Annotated in this window: 16 protein-coding genes and 2 tRNA genes; 10 read left to right on the top strand and 8 right to left on the bottom strand. The window is 67.2% G+C overall.

Features of this window, described 5'->3' with window-relative positions; translation table 11 throughout:
* Positions 1–100 precede the first annotated feature (100 nt).
* A tRNA-Gly gene (locus tag KM176_RS05920) sits at positions 101–174 on the top strand.
* Between the two features lie 124 nt (positions 175–298).
* Entirely contained in the window at positions 299–1,381 is a 1,083-nt protein-coding gene (locus tag KM176_RS05915) for an AbrB family transcriptional regulator (RefSeq protein ID WP_236045179.1), read from the top strand.
* Positions 1,382–1,390: 9 nt separating this feature from the next.
* Here KM176_RS05915 and KM176_RS05910 read toward each other — a convergent pair whose 3' ends face one another.
* The 3 genes from KM176_RS05910 to KM176_RS05900 all read right to left on the bottom strand — a co-directional run bounded on the left by KM176_RS05910 (position 1,391) and on the right by KM176_RS05900 (position 4,698).
* Entirely contained in the window at positions 1,391–3,202 is a 1,812-nt protein-coding gene (locus tag KM176_RS05910) for an ABC-F family ATP-binding cassette domain-containing protein (RefSeq protein WP_160890840.1), read from the bottom strand.
* A 196-nt stretch (positions 3,203–3,398) separates the two neighbouring features.
* Positions 3,399–4,133: a GNAT family N-acetyltransferase gene (locus KM176_RS05905; RefSeq protein ID WP_160890841.1), complete on the bottom strand. Its 735-nt coding sequence runs from the start codon at positions 4,131–4,133 to the stop codon at positions 3,399–3,401.
* A gap of 103 nt (positions 4,134–4,236) precedes the next feature.
* The gene (locus tag KM176_RS05900; protein ID WP_160890842.1) at positions 4,237–4,698 is read right to left on the bottom strand and encodes an outer membrane protein assembly factor BamE; all 462 of its coding nucleotides are present in this window, start codon (positions 4,696–4,698) and stop codon (positions 4,237–4,239) included.
* Positions 4,699–4,777: 79 nt separating this feature from the next.
* Between KM176_RS05900 and KM176_RS05895 the strand changes: the two genes are divergently transcribed.
* The 8 genes from KM176_RS05895 (at position 4,778) to KM176_RS05860 (ending at position 10,413) form a co-directional block, all read left to right on the top strand.
* Positions 4,778–5,347 (top strand): YceD family protein, encoded by a 570-nt coding sequence (locus KM176_RS05895; RefSeq protein ID WP_160890843.1) that lies wholly within the window; start codon positions 4,778–4,780, stop codon positions 5,345–5,347.
* 174 nt (positions 5,348–5,521) lie between these two features.
* On the top strand, positions 5,522–5,728 hold the full coding sequence (rpmF, locus tag KM176_RS05890; RefSeq protein WP_160890844.1) for a 50S ribosomal protein L32: 207 nt from the start codon (positions 5,522–5,524) through the stop codon (positions 5,726–5,728).
* 29 nt (positions 5,729–5,757) lie between these two features.
* Positions 5,758–6,891 carry a phosphate acyltransferase PlsX gene (plsX, locus tag KM176_RS05885; RefSeq protein ID WP_160890845.1) on the top strand — a complete coding sequence of 378 codons (1,134 nt, stop codon included), beginning with the start codon at positions 5,758–5,760 and terminating at the stop codon, positions 6,889–6,891.
* Positions 6,888–7,862 carry a beta-ketoacyl-ACP synthase III gene (locus tag KM176_RS05880; RefSeq protein ID WP_160890846.1) on the top strand — a complete coding sequence of 325 codons (975 nt, stop codon included), beginning with the start codon at positions 6,888–6,890 and terminating at the stop codon, positions 7,860–7,862. Before plsX ends, KM176_RS05880 begins: the two co-directional genes overlap by 4 nt.
* Before the next feature lie 112 nt (positions 7,863–7,974).
* Complete coding sequence (ihfA, locus tag KM176_RS05875) at positions 7,975–8,280, top strand: integration host factor subunit alpha (protein WP_160890847.1); 306 nt, start codon at positions 7,975–7,977, stop codon at positions 8,278–8,280.
* Between the two features lie 9 nt (positions 8,281–8,289).
* Entirely contained in the window at positions 8,290–9,036 is a 747-nt protein-coding gene (locus tag KM176_RS05870; RefSeq protein WP_160890848.1) for a MerR family transcriptional regulator, read from the top strand.
* A gap of 118 nt (positions 9,037–9,154) precedes the next feature.
* Positions 9,155–9,231, top strand: a tRNA-Pro gene (locus tag KM176_RS05865).
* 105 nt (positions 9,232–9,336) lie between these two features.
* A complete protein-coding gene (locus KM176_RS05860) occupies positions 9,337–10,413 on the top strand; it encodes a 2'-deoxycytidine 5'-triphosphate deaminase (RefSeq protein WP_160890849.1) in 1,077 nt (358 codons plus the stop codon).
* A gap of 1 nt (position 10,414) precedes the next feature.
* Here the strand turns inward: KM176_RS05860 and KM176_RS05855 are convergent, their stop codons facing one another.
* From KM176_RS05855 to KM176_RS05835, 5 genes are read right to left on the bottom strand one after another with little or no spacing between them, the layout of a single operon-like run.
* Positions 10,415–10,591 carry a hypothetical protein gene (locus KM176_RS05855; protein ID WP_202397661.1) on the bottom strand — a complete coding sequence of 59 codons (177 nt, stop codon included), beginning with the start codon at positions 10,589–10,591 and terminating at the stop codon, positions 10,415–10,417.
* Positions 10,592–10,639: 48 nt separating this feature from the next.
* Entirely contained in the window at positions 10,640–11,305 is a 666-nt protein-coding gene (scpB, locus tag KM176_RS05850; RefSeq protein WP_160890850.1) for an SMC-Scp complex subunit ScpB, read from the bottom strand.
* Entirely contained in the window at positions 11,298–12,125 is an 828-nt protein-coding gene (locus KM176_RS05845) for a segregation and condensation protein A (protein ID WP_202397662.1), read from the bottom strand. Before KM176_RS05845 ends, scpB begins: the two co-directional genes overlap by 8 nt.
* A gap of 15 nt (positions 12,126–12,140) precedes the next feature.
* Positions 12,141–13,136: a beta-N-acetylhexosaminidase gene (gene nagZ / locus KM176_RS05840; RefSeq protein ID WP_160890851.1), complete on the bottom strand. Its 996-nt coding sequence runs from the start codon at positions 13,134–13,136 to the stop codon at positions 12,141–12,143.
* A 9-nt stretch (positions 13,137–13,145) separates the two neighbouring features.
* Complete coding sequence (locus tag KM176_RS05835) at positions 13,146–14,078, bottom strand: SPOR domain-containing protein (protein WP_160890852.1); 933 nt, start codon at positions 14,076–14,078, stop codon at positions 13,146–13,148.
* Between the last annotated feature and the right edge of the window lie 58 nt (positions 14,079–14,136).

Raw genomic sequence — 14,136 nt, 5'->3', positions numbered from 1 at the left:
GAAAAGCGAGGTCACCGCAAGACTTGCACCTTCCCCTACGGACGGCACAGGTTTCATCTTGACGGCCCGCGCGGCGTCGAATAGCTGAGGTATCAGCGCGGCGGGTATGATGTAATGGTAGCCTGTCAGCTTCCCAAGCTGAACGCGCGGGTTCGATTCCCGCTACCCGCTCCACTTTCCGACCTTGCCGGAAATTTCAAGGCGCAGCCCGGCAACGGGCTGCCGCTTGCAGGATCCTCTTCTTTCTCCCGGTCTCTGCTTCCTGGCGCTGCGCCATGTGATGACCGAAGAGATTGACTTGAAAGCCCTCCTCCGCGCCCTCCCCATCGCCCTCGGTCTGTGCCTGCTGGGCGGAATCGGCGGCTACATCGCCCATCGCCTGCACACGCCCCTGCCCTGGATGCTGGGCTCGCTGTTCCTGGTGGCCATCGTGACGATCCTGCGGCCGCAGCTTCTGCCCGCCTCCTATGCCTTCCCCGAGACACTGCGCCGCCCCTTCATCGGCATGATCGGGGCCGCCATTGGCGCCCGGCTGACCCTGGAGGTGCTGGGCCAGATGCCACAGTACCTCTATTCGCTGCTGGCGCTGACCGTCTTCGTGCCCCTCGTGCAGCTGCTGAACTACAAGCTGTTCCGGATTGTCGGCGGCTACGACCGTCCCACCGCCTATTTCGCCGGGGCCCCGGGCGGCATGATCGATTCCCTGATCCAGGGAGAGGAAGCCGGCGGCGACATCCGGATCCTCGCGATCCAGCAGTTCCTGCGGGTGATCATGGTGGTGACGCTGCTGCCGGTGGGCCTGTCGATCTGGTACGGCCACCCGGTGGGATCCGCGGCGGGTGTCACGCTGAACGCCTCGGCGCCCGGGCCGCTGGCCGTGCCGCTGGTCTTCGTGGTGGCGCTGGCCGGCATCGCACTGTTCCAGCGGCTGCACATCCCGGCTTCGCAGCTGATCGGGCCTATGTTGCTGGCGGGCCTGCTGAACCTCACCGGCATCGTCACGATCGAGGCCCCGGGCTGGCTGATCAACCTTTGCCAGGTGGTGGTGGGCGCGGGCCTTGGCTGCCGCTTCGCCGGCATCCGCCCCGCCATGCTGGTGCGCGCGGCGGGGCTGGCGGTGCTCTCGACGGTGATGATGCTGGCAATCGGCGTCGCCATGGCGCTTGGCCTCGCGCCGCTGATGCACGGGCAGCATGTCGACGTGCTGCTGATCTCCTTCTCGCCGGGCGGCGTGACGGAGATGGCGCTGATCGCGCTCTCGCTGAACGCCAACCCGGCGGTGGTGACGCTGCACCACCTCTACCGGATCCTCCTGACGACCAGTTCGCTGGTCTTCGTGCGCAAGCGCGGCTGGTTCAACGCCCCGCCGCGCCACGACTGAGGGGGGCCGTCAGCCCCCCGCCTTCTCTTCCAGCTCCAGCCATTCCTCCTCGGCCTCCGAGAGCGCCTGCTGGCGCTGCGCCAGCATCTCGGTGCCCTTGGCGAATTTCACCGGCTCCTTCTGGTAAAGGTCCGGCTGCGCCAGCAGCTGCTGAAGCTTGGCGATCTCGGCCTCCAGCCGTTCCATGACCGAGGGCAGCTCTTCCAGGCGGTGCTTCTCGGTGAAGGACAGGCCCGATTTCTTCGCCTTCGGTGCGGCCTGCGGGGCGGCAGCGGCCTTGGGGGCGGCCTTGGGGGCGACCTTCGGTTGCTCTTCCAGCCGCTGCGCCTGGTAGTCCGACCAGCCCCCGGCATAGACCGTGGCACGGCCGTCCCCTTCCATCGCGATGGTGGTCGAGGCGACGCGGTCCAGAAAGTCCCGGTCGTGGCTGACCAGCAGCACGGTGCCGTCGTAATCGTCCAGGATCTCCTGGAGCAGGTCCAGCGTCTCGACATCCAGGTCGTTGGTCGGTTCGTCGAGGACCAGCAGGTTCGATTCCCGTGCCATGATCTTGGCCAGCAGCAGCCGCGCCTTCTCTCCGCCCGAAAGCGACTTGACCTGCGCCCGCGCCTGCGCGTCGTCGAACAGGAATTCCTTCAGATAGCCCACGACGTGCTTGGGCGTGCCGCGCACCATCACCTGGTCGGCAGCACCGGACACCCGCATCTCCTTGTCGCCGGTCAGGCTTTCCCAGAGCGTCATCTCGGGGTCGAGCTGGGCGCGCGACTGGTCGAAGACAGCGGGCAGAAGGTTGGTGCCCAGCTTCACCTCGCCGGCATCGGGCTGTTCCTCGCCCATCATCATCTTGATCAGGGTGGTCTTGCCGACGCCGTTGGGCCCCACGAAGGCGATCCGGTCGCCCCGGTTCACCAGCAGATTGAAATCCGACACGATGCGCTTGCCACCGTAGGATTTCTCAAGCCCGGTGATCTCGATCACCTTCTTGCCCGAGGTCGGACCGCTTTCCAGCGCCATGGCCGCCGTGCCCTTGCGGCGAATCTGGCCCGAGCGTTCCTCGCGCAGGGCGGCAAGGTTGCGTACCCGACCCTGGTTGCGCTTGCGCCGCGCGCTGATGCCTTCCACGGCCCAGCGGGCCTCGGATTTGATCTTGCGATCCAGCTTGTGGCGGGCGATGTCCTCCTCTTCCCAGGTCTTGTCGCGCCAGGCTTCGAAATCCTCGAAGCCCTTCTCCTGACGGCGTACCTGGCCGCGGTCGATCCAGAGCGTGGCGCGGGTCAGGTTGCGCAGGAAGGCGCGGTCGTGGGAGATCAGCACGAAGGCGGCGCGGGTCTGCGACAGCTCGCCTTCCAGCCAGGCGATGGCCTCGATATCAAGGTGGTTGGTCGGCTCGTCGAGCAGCATGAGCTCGGGCGCCTCGGCCATCAGCCGGGCCAGTGCCGCGCGCCGCCGCTCCCCGCCCGAGGCGGTCTCGACGGGACGGGCGGGATCGAACTTCAGCCCCTCGCCGGCGATCTCGACCTTGTACTGCTCGGACGGGTCGAGCCGCGCCATGGCGAAATCGCCCAGCGTCGCGAAGCCCGTCATGTCGGGCTCCTGCTCCATGTAGCCCACGGTGGTGCCGGGCGCGGTGACGACATCGCCGCGGTCGACCTCCGTGAGGCCGGCCATGACCTTCATGAGGGTCGATTTGCCCGAGCCGTTGCGCCCCACGAGGGCGACGCGGTCGCCGGGCTGCACGGCCAGTGAGAGCCCGTCAAAGACGGGATCCCCGCCATAGGTGAGCGAAATGTCGGAAAGCTGGAGAAGCGGTGTCTGTGCCATGGCGCGCAGCTAATCAGGCGTTGCGGCGGCGTCAAGCGGGGTTGGGGGCTCTGCCCCCGCCACGGCTGCGCCGCGCCTCCCCCGGGATATTTTCGGCCAGATGACAGGGAGGCCCGGCCCTTGAATTCATCTTTCCATAAATATGGCGGGGGTGAATGGGGCCGGAGGCCCCAGAGGGGGCAGAGCCCCCCTTCCCCTAGCCCAGGGCGGCGCGCAGCAGCCGCTTGCGGGCCGGCGGGATGGCGGCGATTTCGACGCCGGTGAAGACATGCAGCGTGTTCATCTGGGGATCGACCACCGCGTGATCGCTGACCCAGCCCCCCATCGCCAGATAGGTGCGCAGCAGCGGTGGCATGGCGCGCAGGGCACGCTGCGCATCCGGCGGGCGTCTCAGCAGGCGGGCGAAACGGAAGACCCTGGGCGCCTTGACCCGGGGAAGCCAGCGCCGCGGCGCCAGATGGCGGGCCCGCAGCATGGCAAAGGCATCCAGGTAAAGCTCGGCGTCGGTGCCCTTGAAGGAGGAGCAGCCGAACAGCAATTCCACCCCGTTGCGGTCGACGTAATCGGTCATCGCCCCCCAGGCCACCCGCAGGATGTCGGGATCGCGGGCCTGCGGGTCGATGCAGAACCGCCCCATCTCGACCATCGGGCCCTCGAAGGCTTCCAGTCCCGAAAGCTCGTAATACTGGGCAGAATAGCTGCGCCCGATCTCCCGACCGGCGGCAAGGGGCAACATGCGGAAACAGCAGACCAGCCTCCCGTCGCGGCGGTCCTCGACCAGGACATGGGCGCAGAGCGCATCAAAGGCATCGGCATCGCGCCCCTCGGCCTGCCCCAGAAAGGCACGGGCGCGCAGCCGCTGGGCTGCCGCCAGATCCGCTTCGGTTTCAGCCAGGCGGGCGTTGTAGCGCGGCGTGCGGGACGGGATCATGGCGCGGCTCCGGGCTGCGGGAAGGTCGGCCCTTCCCTACAGCCCAGATGTGACCGGAAGGTGACGCGGGCAAGGCCCGCATCGCCCGTTTCCCCGGATCCGCTTACTCGGATCCTAGAACGCTGGCGGCGTTGAAGTTGCCGAGGTTGGTGATCAGCTGCCGCAGGAAGGTGTTGTCGGTGCCGGTCACGTTGGTCACGCGACGGTTCAGCGTCACCACTTCGCCATCCTTCAGGCCGAAGGTCTCGATGTTGGAGACCACGCCGTTCTTGTCGAAGCTGATCGCGACGATCTCGCGGCTGACGACCTTGGGCCGGCTGGCCCCGAAGGTGCGCACCCGCGAGCGCACGTAGTAGTAGGCGCTGTCGTTCAGCACCCCCGCGGTGGTCGGCGTGCCGATGCTGCTGGCCACGGTGTCGCGGGTATCCACGCCCACCTGGATCTGGCTCAGCGCCGCTTCCTCGGGCACGAAACCGTGGTTGCGGTATTGCGGGGTGCAGGCGCCAAGGCCCATCACGGCGGCGAGCACCACGAGCGTTCCCGCCCGGTTCCGATTGCGACCCATGTCTGCCCCTCTTGTGTTTCCTGCCTCAGGCTTCTACCTCGCTTACAAAAGGAACGCTGGCTGTTCAAGAAAGGATGCCATGACAGGCTTTTCCGACCTAAGACTTGCCGTTGCGGAATTGGCACGAACCCGCCCGACCCCCTTCGAGATCCGGCCCGCGAAGCCGGAACTGGAAGCGCTGGCCGGCGAGCTGGAGCTGCTTGACCTGCGCAAGCTGTCGTTCACCGGCACGCTGCGCGCGGTGGGCAAGAAGGACTGGCTGCTGGAGGCGACGCTGGGCGCCACCGTGGTGCAGCCCTGCTCGGTGACGCTGAAACCCGTGACGACCCGACTCGATGAACCGGTGACCCGCCGTTTCACCCCGGTGCTGCCCGACGAGCTCTCCGAGGAGGAGGAAGTCGAGATGCCCGAGGACGAGACGCTGGAGAAGCTGGGCAGTCACATCGACCCGGGCGCGGTCATGGCCGAGGCGCTGGCGCTGCTGCTGCCGCTTTATCCGCGCGCCGAGGACGCCGCCCTGGACGAGGCGAATTTCACCGAACCCGGGCAGCAGGCGATGACCGACGAGGACGCGAAACCCTTCGCGGGCCTGGGCAAGCTGATGGCCCTGAAGGGCGGCAAGGATACGCCGGAAGACGGCACGGAGTGACGTCGCGCGAAGAATCGCTTGCGGAACCACAATTTCGCAGTATTTTCGCGCCTTCATCCGAATTTGGGGTTGAATGCGATAGGCCTGTCCGACTAAGAGCCTCGCATCCACGAGAAACCGGGCCCGGGTGTCTGAGAGATCAGCACCCCCGCCCCCGAAATGATAGGTTGTGACATGGCTGTCCAACAGAACAAAGTCTCCAAGTCGCGCCGCAACAACCGCCGCGCACACGACGCTCTGACGGCTGCAAACCCGAACGAGTGCTCCAACTGCGGCGAACTCAAGCGTCCGCACCACGTCTGCCCCTCCTGCGGCCATTACGGCGACCGTGAAGTCGTTGCCGTGGCCAACGAGGTCGATCTGGACGAAGACGCGGCATAAGCCGAAGGCCAGGAGGACGGTCGGACGAGATGAGCGTGACGCAACATCCGTCAGCGCAATCTGACGAGACCGCGAAACCGAACACGACCACCGCGCCCAGCGGCCGTATCGTGATTTCCGTCGACGCCATGGGCGGCGACCGCGGGCCGGCAACCGTCGTTGCCGGCCTTGCGCGCTCTGCGCGCAAGAACCCCGACATCGATTTCATCCTGCATGGTCCGCAGGACGAGCTTGAGCGCCTTGTGGCGCGTCGGCGGAACCTGGCCGAAAGGGTCACGATCCGCGACGCAAGCGATGTCGTGACCATGCATGACAAGCCCAGCCAGGTGGTCCGTCAGGGCAAGCAGACCTCCATGTGGTCGGCGCTCGAATCGGTGCGGGGCGGCGAGGCGAAGATCTGCGTCTCCTGCGGCAACACCGGCGCGCTGATGGCACTGTCGATGCTGCGGCTCAGGAAGCTGCCCGGCGTCAACCGCCCCGCCATCGCGGTGCTCTGGCCGTCGCGCAATCCGCAGGGCTTCAACGTCATGCTCGATGTCGGCGCCGATATCCGCGCCGACGAGAAGGACCTGCTGCAATATGCCCTGATGGGTGCCTCCTATGCCCGCAACGGCCTGCACCTGGCGCGTCCCCGCGTCGGGCTGCTGAACGTCGGCACCGAGGAGCACAAGGGCCGCGCCGAGCTGAAGCTGGCGCATGAGCTGATCGGCAAGGCCGCCGAAGCCGCAAGCTTCGATTTCGTCGGCTTCGTCGAGGGCGGGGACATCCCCGGCGATGTCTGCGATGTCGTCGTCACCGACGGCTTCACCGGCAATATCGCGCTCAAGACCGGCGAGGGCACCGCCTCCCTGATCGGCGACCTGCTGAAGGAAGCCTTCCAGTATTCGCCGCTGTCGCGGGTCGCCGCGCTGCTGGCGCTGACCTCCCTGCGGCGGCTCAAGAAACGCATCGACCCGCGGCGGGTCAATGGCGGCGTCTTCCTGGGCCTAAACGGCCCGGTGGTGAAGTCGCATGGATCCGCCGACGCGACGGGGGTTTCCGCCGCCATCAAGCTGGCCTACCAGCTTGCAGAGTCGGGTTTCCAGGACAAGATCGCCGCACGGGTTGCAACCGCCGTTTCGCTGGCACAGGATGCCGCGGAACGAGGGACGGGAACTGAATGACACTTCGCGCAGTAGCCATCGGCATCGGGCATTACCTGCCTGAACGAATCGTACCGAACAGCGAATTCGAGAAGACGCTCGACACATCGGATGAATGGATCCGGACCCGTACGGGGATCGAGCGGCGCCACTTCGCCGCCGAGAGCGAGACAACCTCGCAGATGGCCGTCATCGCCGCCGAGCGCGCCCTGGCCCATGCCGGGATCACTGCGGACGACATCGACGCGATCGTCGTGGCGACCTCCACCCCGGACCTGACCTTCCCCTCCGTCGGCACCATGGTGCAGGAGGGGCTGGGGATGACCAAGGGCTTCGCCTTCGACGTCCAGGCGGTCTGCGCGGGCTTCATCTATGCCCTGACCAATGCCAATGGCCTGATCCTGTCCGGCCAGGCCAACCGCGTGCTGGTCATCGGCGCCGAGACCTTCTCGCGCATCATGGACTGGAATGACCGTTCGACCTGCGTGCTCTTCGGTGACGGTGCCGGCGCCCTGGTGCTGGAGGCCCGCACCGGCTCCGGCAATCCCCAGGATCGCGGCATCCTGGCCTGCGACCTGAACTCGGACGGCCATTACCGCGACATGCTCTATGTCGACGGCGGCGTCTCGACCTCGGGTCAGGCAGGCAAGCTGCGGATGCAGGGCAACCCGCTGTTCCGTCAGGCTGTCTCCAAGCTGAGCGAAACCGCCGAGACCTCTCTGGCGAAGGCCCGGCTGAAGCCCGAGGACGTCGACTGGATCGTGCCGCACCAGGCCAATATCCGGATCATCCAGGGCACCGCCAAGAAAATGGGCGTGCCGATGGACAAGGTCATCGTCACCGTCCAGGACCACGGCAACACCTCTGCCGCCTCGATTCCCCTCGCGCTGTCGGTCGGTGTGTCCGAAGGCCGCATCAAGACCGGCGATTTGCTCGTAACAGAGGCAATCGGGGGCGGTCTGGCCTGGGGTTCCGTGGTCATCCGCTGGTAAACTGTCGCAGTCATTCATCTTCTTGCTGGTTTACGTAAATGCAGCAGGGTGTTGTTATTGACTTGTAAAATTCCTCGCGCCTAAGCTGGACACAACCAGAAGGGGACTTCACATGAGTGAGAAGACTTTGACCCGGATGGACCTCAGCGAAGCGGTGTTTCGCGAGGTCGGACTGTCCAGGAATGACTCGGCGCAATTGGTCGAATCCGTCCTGAATCACATGTCCGACGCTCTGGTCCGGGGCGAGCAGGTAAAGATTTCTTCCTTCGGTACCTTCTCGGTACGGGAGAAGGCGGCGCGTGTCGGCCGCAATCCCAAGACCGGGGAAGAGGTGCCGATCAACCCTCGGAGGGTCCTGACCTTCCGCCCCTCCCACCTTATGAAAGAGCGTGTGGCAGCGGGTAACAAAGAGCCCTAAGGCCCCCTCATGAGCAAGAGCGCAGACGCCTTCCGAACCATCAGCGAAGTTGCAGACTGGCTCGATACGCCCGCGCATGTCCTGCGATTCTGGGAAAGCAAGTTCAACCAGATTCGCCCCGTCAAACGGGCCGGCGGCCGGCGGTACTACCGCCCCGCCGACATGGAACTGCTGGGCGGGATCAAGCGCCTGCTGCATGAGGAAGGGCTGACCATCAAGGGCGTGCAGAAGCTTCTGCGCGACAAGGGTGTTGGTCACGTTGCCGCTATGTCGCCCGCCCTGGGCGATCTTTCGGTACCGCTTGAGGCGGAGGGCCCGGTCGAGGCCCCCGCCGCTCCCCTGCCCGATCCCGTCTCTTTCGACGCTCCGGTCGCGACCGCCGGCGATGCGACCCTGCCGGGCCTGGCCTCGGACGAGGGCAGCCCCTTCGGACCGGTCACCGGGCTGGAGGAGGACGACGAGGAAGACGGACCCGCAACAACCACGGCGCGGCCCGACACCGCCCCCCTGCCTTCGAGCTCTGCCATGCTCGCCACGACGGCGCCTTCGGAGCTGCCGGCCCCCGACAGCCCGCAGGCCGCAGCCGGGATGCCGCTGGCCCAGGCCCTCCTGGCGATCCCCTCAGATCCCGAGAACACGGCCGTTGCGGCGCCTTCGGGTCTGTTGCTGATGCTGCTGACCCGCCAGACACCGCTGCCCCGCAACGAGGCCATCGCGGCCATGACCCTGCTGCGCAAGCTCAGTGAGTCCGCCTGAACACTGTTTTCCAAGGCTTTCTCATCATTGAATAAATTCCCTAACGGCAAGAGAATGAGAAAGATGAAAAAAGCCCTTGCACGCGCGGCCAGATAAGGTAGAAACCGCTTCATCAAGTCGGGCTATAGCGCAGCCTGGTAGCGCGTCCGTCTGGGGGACGGAAGGTCGCAGGTTCGAGTCCTGCTAGCCCGACCAAATCTCTCCGGCTTGATCGGATGGAAAGACACAAAAGGCCGCGTGGGTTCTTCCCCCGCGGCCTTTCGTATTTTAAAGCTGTCGCACCGCAATTCCGGAGGCCACATGACGGGTATCCTGCCGAGCCAGACCCTGACGCAGATGATCACGCGCGGCGAGATTTCCGCCACGCCCGCCGTCACCGAGGCACAGATCCAGCCCGCCAGCCTCGACCTGCGGCTGGGCACCCGGGCCTGGCGTGTGCGCGCCTCCTTCCTGGCCGGCCAGGGCCGCAGCGTCGCCGAGCGCCTCGAGGAATTCGAGATGCACCAGGTCGACCTGAGCAATGGCGCGGTGCTGGAGAAGGGCTGCGTCTACGTCGTGCCGCTGATGGAAAGCCTGGCCCTGCCCCAGGACATCTCGGCGATGGCCAATGCCAAAAGCTCCACCGGGCGGCTGGATTTGCTGACCCGGCTGATCACCGATGGCGGCAGCGAGTTCGACCGCATTCCCGCCGGCTACACCGGCCCGCTTTATGCCGAGATCTGCCCGCGCAGCTTCTCGGTGCTGGTGCGTCCGGGCATGCGGCTGAACCAGATCCGCTTCCGCGCCGGAGAGGCCCGGCTGACGGACGAGGCGCTGCGCGCGCTGCACGCGCAAAGCCCGCTGGTCGACGGCGAGGCGGTGATCGAGCAGGGCCTGGGCTTTTCGGTGGACCTGAACCCCGGCAAGGACGGGCTGGTCGGCTACCGCGCCAAGCCGCATACCGGGGTCATCGATCTGGACCGGATCGGCGCCTATGACGCGCGCGAATTCTGGGAGCCGGTGCGCACCGACGAGCGCCGCAGCATCATCCTCGATCCCGGCGCTTTCTACATCCTGGTCAGCCGCGAGGCCGTGACCATCCCCCCCGATTACGCCGCCGAAATGGCCCCCTACCTGGCCATGGTGGGGGAATTCCGCGTCCATTACGCCGGCTTCTTCGATCCGGGCTTCGGCCATGCCGAGGCCGGTGGACAGGGATCGCGCGGGGTGCTGGAGGTGCGCTGCCACGAGGCGCCCTTCGTGCTCGAGCACGGGCAGGTGGTGGGCCGGCTGGTCTACGAACACATGGCCGAACGCCCCGAGACGCTTTATGGCGCCGGCATCGCATCGAACTACCAGGGCCAGGGGCTGAAACTGGCCAAGCATTTCCGCAGCTAGGTCAGAACCGGCGCAGGTTCTTCATGAGGCGCTGCGCCTGCCGGGCGCGGCGCGCCATCTGACGGCCCTGCCGGGCACGCCTGCGCCCTTCGGGGCTGTCCCCGGCCAGGTGGTCGATGCCGCGATCGAGGCCCCGGCGCAGCAGCCGGTTCAGCAGCATTCGGATCAGACGTTCCATCAAAGGCCCTCCCGGCCCCAGATAGACCGCAGGGCGGTTAAAGGACCGTTAATCGTCCTCGAACATGTTCGCCGTGGTCTCGTCCGCATCCTCGTCCTCTTCCGGCTCTTCCGAGCGGCCCGGGACGGGACGGTTGTCCAGCAGACCTGCCGCGCGCAGGTCCTTCAGCCCCGGCAGGTCACGCGGGCTTTCCAGTCCGAAGTGATCCAGGAACGAGGGCGTCACCACGAAGGTCACCGGGCGGCCCGGGGTCATGCGGCGGCGCCCGAAGCGGATCCACTCCATCTCGAGCAGCTGGTCGATCGTGCCGCGCGATACGGTGACGCCGCGGATCTCCTCGATCTCGGCGCGGGTGACGGGCTGGTGATAGGCGATGATCGCCAGGGTCTCGATGGCGGCGCGCGACAGCTTGCGCTGTTCCACCGTTTCCTTCTGCATCAGGTAGCCCAGGTCGGGCGCCGTGCGGATCGCCCAGGCCTCTCCGACGCGCACGACACGCACGCCGCGCCCCTCGTAGCGCTTCTGAAGCGAGGCCACCGCCTGGGCGCCATCGCAACCATGGGGCATACGGGCGTTCAGCTCGGCGATGGAGACGGGCTCGGGGCTGGCGAACAGGATCGCCTCGGCCATGCGCTCCTGCTCGGCCAGGGGCGGCGCCTCGAACAGCGTCTCGCGTGCGGCGGTCTCCTCGGTGGCGGGGATCTCTTCAGCCATTCTTGCGGCCCTCTCTGCGGCGCAACTGGATCGGCGCGAAGGTGTCGGATTGCCGGATCTCGACCTGGCCCTGCTTGGCCAGTTCCAGCGAGGCGGCGAAAGTGGCGGCGGTGACCGAGCGGCGGCGCATCGGATCCTCTGCCCAGCCCGGCGGCATGTAGGACGCGAGGTCCGTCCAGGTCCCGGCAAAGCCGATCATGCCGCGCATGTGGTCCAGCGCCTGCTCCATGGTGAAGACATTGTCGCGATCCATCACGAAGGGGCGGAATTCGTCCCGGGTGCGCAGCCGCGCATAGGCCTGCATCAGGTCCAGCAGGTTCGCGGAATAGGCAACGCGTCGGACCCGCGTGACGGTTTCGGGATGGCCGCGCACGAAGAAATCGCGCCCCCGCTGGTCGCGGGCCATCAGCCGGGCAGCCGCATCGCGCATCGCCTGCAGACGCTCCAGCTGGAAGGCCAGGTGGGCCGCCAGTTCCTCGCCCGAGGGGCCCTCCTCCTCGGGATCGGGGGGCAGCAGCAGGCGCGATTTCAGGAAGGCCAGCCAGGCCGCCATCACCAGGTAATCCGCCGCCAGCTCGATGCGCAGGGTCTTGGCGCGTTCGACGAAGGCCAGGTACTGCTCGGCCAGCCGGAAGACCGAAATCTTGCGCAGATCCACCTTCTGGGTCCGCGACAGCGTCAGCAGCAGGTCGAGCGGCCCCTCGAAGCCTTCCACGTCGACGATCAGCGCCTCGGCCGCCAGCCGTTCGGCCACGGACATGGGCCGGTCCCCGTCACCGTCCGGCGCGGGGAGGTCTGCATTCAGGTCGTCTTCGGACATGGGATCCCGGCTCCGCTATCCGTTCAGGATGGCGTTCAGCCTGCCTTCCATGGCGGGTATGTCAAGCACGGGGGCGGCGCGGCGCAGGTCCATCACCCGTTCCGCACGCTCCTGCGCGGCCGGAGACATCAGGCCCGCGGCCTCGACCACCGTCGCACGGTCCTCGAAGCTGGCGTTGCACAGCAGGATCACGTCGCAGCCGGCGGCCAGCGCATCGGTGGTGATCCGCTCCAGCCCGCCGCTCAGCGCCTTCATCGAGATGTCGTCGGTCATGATCAGGTTGTCGAAGCCGATCCGGTTGCGGATCGCCTGCATGACCACCGGAGACAGCGTGGCCGGCAGCTCCGGGTCCAGCGCCTCGAAGACGATATGGGCGGTCATGCCCATGGCCAGGTGGTTCAGCACCTTGAAGGGGGCAAAGTCGATCCGGTCAAGCTCTTCAAGCGCGGCGGTGACGCGCGGCAGTTCCTTGTGGCTGTCGGCGCGGGCGCGGCCATGGCCCGGCATGTGCTTGACCACCGGCAGCACGCCGCCCTGCATCAGCCCCTCGGCCACGGCACGGCCAAGGCGCGCGACGGTGGCGGGATCGGTGCCGTAGCAGCGGCTTTTCAGGAAGGGATGGGTGTCCGCCTCGGCCACGTCGATCAGCGGCGCGCAATCGACGTCGATGCCAAGCGCGCGCATTTCCGTCGCGATCAGCGCATAGCGCAGGCGCATCGCCTCCTCGGCGTGATCGCCGGCGCGGGCCGCGAAATCGAGCGGCTCGTCCCATTGCCGGCCCAGCGGCGGGCGCAGGCGCTGCACGCGCCCGCCCTCCTGGTCCAGCAGGATCGGCACGTCGCGCCCGACCGCCTCGCGCAGGTCGCCGCAAAGGCGGCGGACCTGATCGGCGGTCTCGATATGGCGGGCGAACAGGATGAAGCCGAAGGGATCGGCCGTGCGGAAGAGCGCGCGCTCCTCAGACGTCAGGACCGGCCCCGTGGGGTCGAGGATCGTGGCACCGAAAGGCATGTCTGGATCTTACTTCGTCAGGACGGGAATGCAGTCGACACGGCCGGCGACCAGCGTGGCGCAGAAGCGGCGGGCATCGGAGAGATCCGAGAAGCCCATGACGCGCAGCCGGTAGAAGGTGCGCCCCCCGGTCTCGGCCACCTCGATGACGCGCTTGCGGTCCTGCAGGTAGATCGAGAAGTCCTGCGACAGGCGGTCCCATTCCTTCTTGGCGATGGCTTCGCTTGCGAAGGCGCCGACCTGGGCCAGGAAGGTGCCGGGCGGCACATCCGCGGGCGCCACGTCGATCGGGCCGGCAGCCGGGGCTGCGCCCCCTGCGGGCGCCGCAGCCGTCGCCGGATCCGATGCGGGCCGGGTTGCCAGCGCGGTCGGGCGCTGCTTGGGCCGCACGGCCTCTCCGACGCCCTTGCCGCTGATCAGCTGGGCCGCGCCATCGTCATCCTGGTCGTCCTGGTTGTCGGGCACCGGGGCCGCCGCCGCATCCGACAGCGTCGCGATCCGCGAGGCGATGTCTTCCAGCGTCTCGCCCTTCGGCAGCTGCGTGGGGGTGCCCTGGGCGGTCTGCCCGGCGCCCAGCTGTGCCGGCGTCAGGGCATCGTCGCCCAGATCCACCGGCCCGGGGGCCAGGGTGACCTTGTTGGCCGGCGCGGCGGCGGTGCCCCCTTCGGCCACATGGTTGACGGACAGGCCCTGGAATTCGGTCTCGGTGCCGCCGGAATCCTCGGGCACGCGCCGGGTCTCTCCGGTCATCGCCCTGACGACCGGCACGCCCGAGACATCGCGCATCACCATGCGGTAGCCCCAGAAGCCGATCCCGGCGACGATGGCCAGCGACAGGGCCGTCCCGGCCAGGCGCATGGTCCGCGCGGGGCCTGCTGCCGCCGGCTCCGGATCTTCGTGATAGCCGGGCATGAACTGCCCGTCCGCGTGATAATCTGCCATAACGCCTCAACCGCCGGGGCTTGGGTGCCCGGTCTCGCTGTCACAATACCTGAACTGC

It is taken from the genome of Pseudooceanicola endophyticus (genome assembly GCF_018760365.1).
Taxonomy (GTDB): Bacteria; Pseudomonadota; Alphaproteobacteria; order Rhodobacterales; family Rhodobacteraceae; genus Pseudooceanicola; species Pseudooceanicola endophyticus.
The sequence above is the reverse complement of the archived record's forward strand: the minus strand, read 5'-3'. Positions and strand labels throughout refer to the sequence as shown.

Excerpts from the sequence above, each read along its gene's own strand:
- nagZ (WP_160890851.1), bottom strand. The coding sequence starts at position 13,136 with ATGCCTTTCGGTGCCACGATCCTCGACCCCACGGGGCCGGTCCTGACG.
- KM176_RS05845 (WP_202397662.1), bottom strand. The coding sequence starts at position 12,125 with ATGTCCGAAGACGACCTGAATGCAGACCTCCCCGCGCCGGACGGTGAC.
- KM176_RS05870 (WP_160890848.1), top strand. The coding sequence starts at position 8,290 with ATGAGCAAGAGCGCAGACGCCTTCCGAACCATCAGCGAAGTTGCAGAC.
- KM176_RS05895 (WP_160890843.1), top strand. The coding sequence starts at position 4,778 with ATGACAGGCTTTTCCGACCTAAGACTTGCCGTTGCGGAATTGGCACGA.
- KM176_RS05855 (WP_202397661.1), bottom strand. The coding sequence starts at position 10,591 with ATGGAACGTCTGATCCGAATGCTGCTGAACCGGCTGCTGCGCCGGGGC.
- KM176_RS05900 (WP_160890842.1), bottom strand. The coding sequence starts at position 4,698 with ATGGGTCGCAATCGGAACCGGGCGGGAACGCTCGTGGTGCTCGCCGCC.
- KM176_RS05905 (WP_160890841.1), bottom strand. The coding sequence starts at position 4,133 with ATGATCCCGTCCCGCACGCCGCGCTACAACGCCCGCCTGGCTGAAACC.
- scpB (WP_160890850.1), bottom strand. The coding sequence starts at position 11,305 with ATGGCTGAAGAGATCCCCGCCACCGAGGAGACCGCCGCACGCGAGACG.
- KM176_RS05860 (WP_160890849.1), top strand. The coding sequence starts at position 9,337 with ATGACGGGTATCCTGCCGAGCCAGACCCTGACGCAGATGATCACGCGC.
- ihfA (WP_160890847.1), top strand. The coding sequence starts at position 7,975 with ATGAGTGAGAAGACTTTGACCCGGATGGACCTCAGCGAAGCGGTGTTT.
- rpmF (WP_160890844.1), top strand. The coding sequence starts at position 5,522 with ATGGCTGTCCAACAGAACAAAGTCTCCAAGTCGCGCCGCAACAACCGC.
- KM176_RS05835 (WP_160890852.1), bottom strand. The coding sequence starts at position 14,078 with ATGGCAGATTATCACGCGGACGGGCAGTTCATGCCCGGCTATCACGAA.
- KM176_RS05910 (WP_160890840.1), bottom strand. The coding sequence starts at position 3,202 with ATGGCACAGACACCGCTTCTCCAGCTTTCCGACATTTCGCTCACCTAT.
- plsX (WP_160890845.1), top strand. The coding sequence starts at position 5,758 with ATGAGCGTGACGCAACATCCGTCAGCGCAATCTGACGAGACCGCGAAA.
- KM176_RS05880 (WP_160890846.1), top strand. The coding sequence starts at position 6,888 with ATGACACTTCGCGCAGTAGCCATCGGCATCGGGCATTACCTGCCTGAA.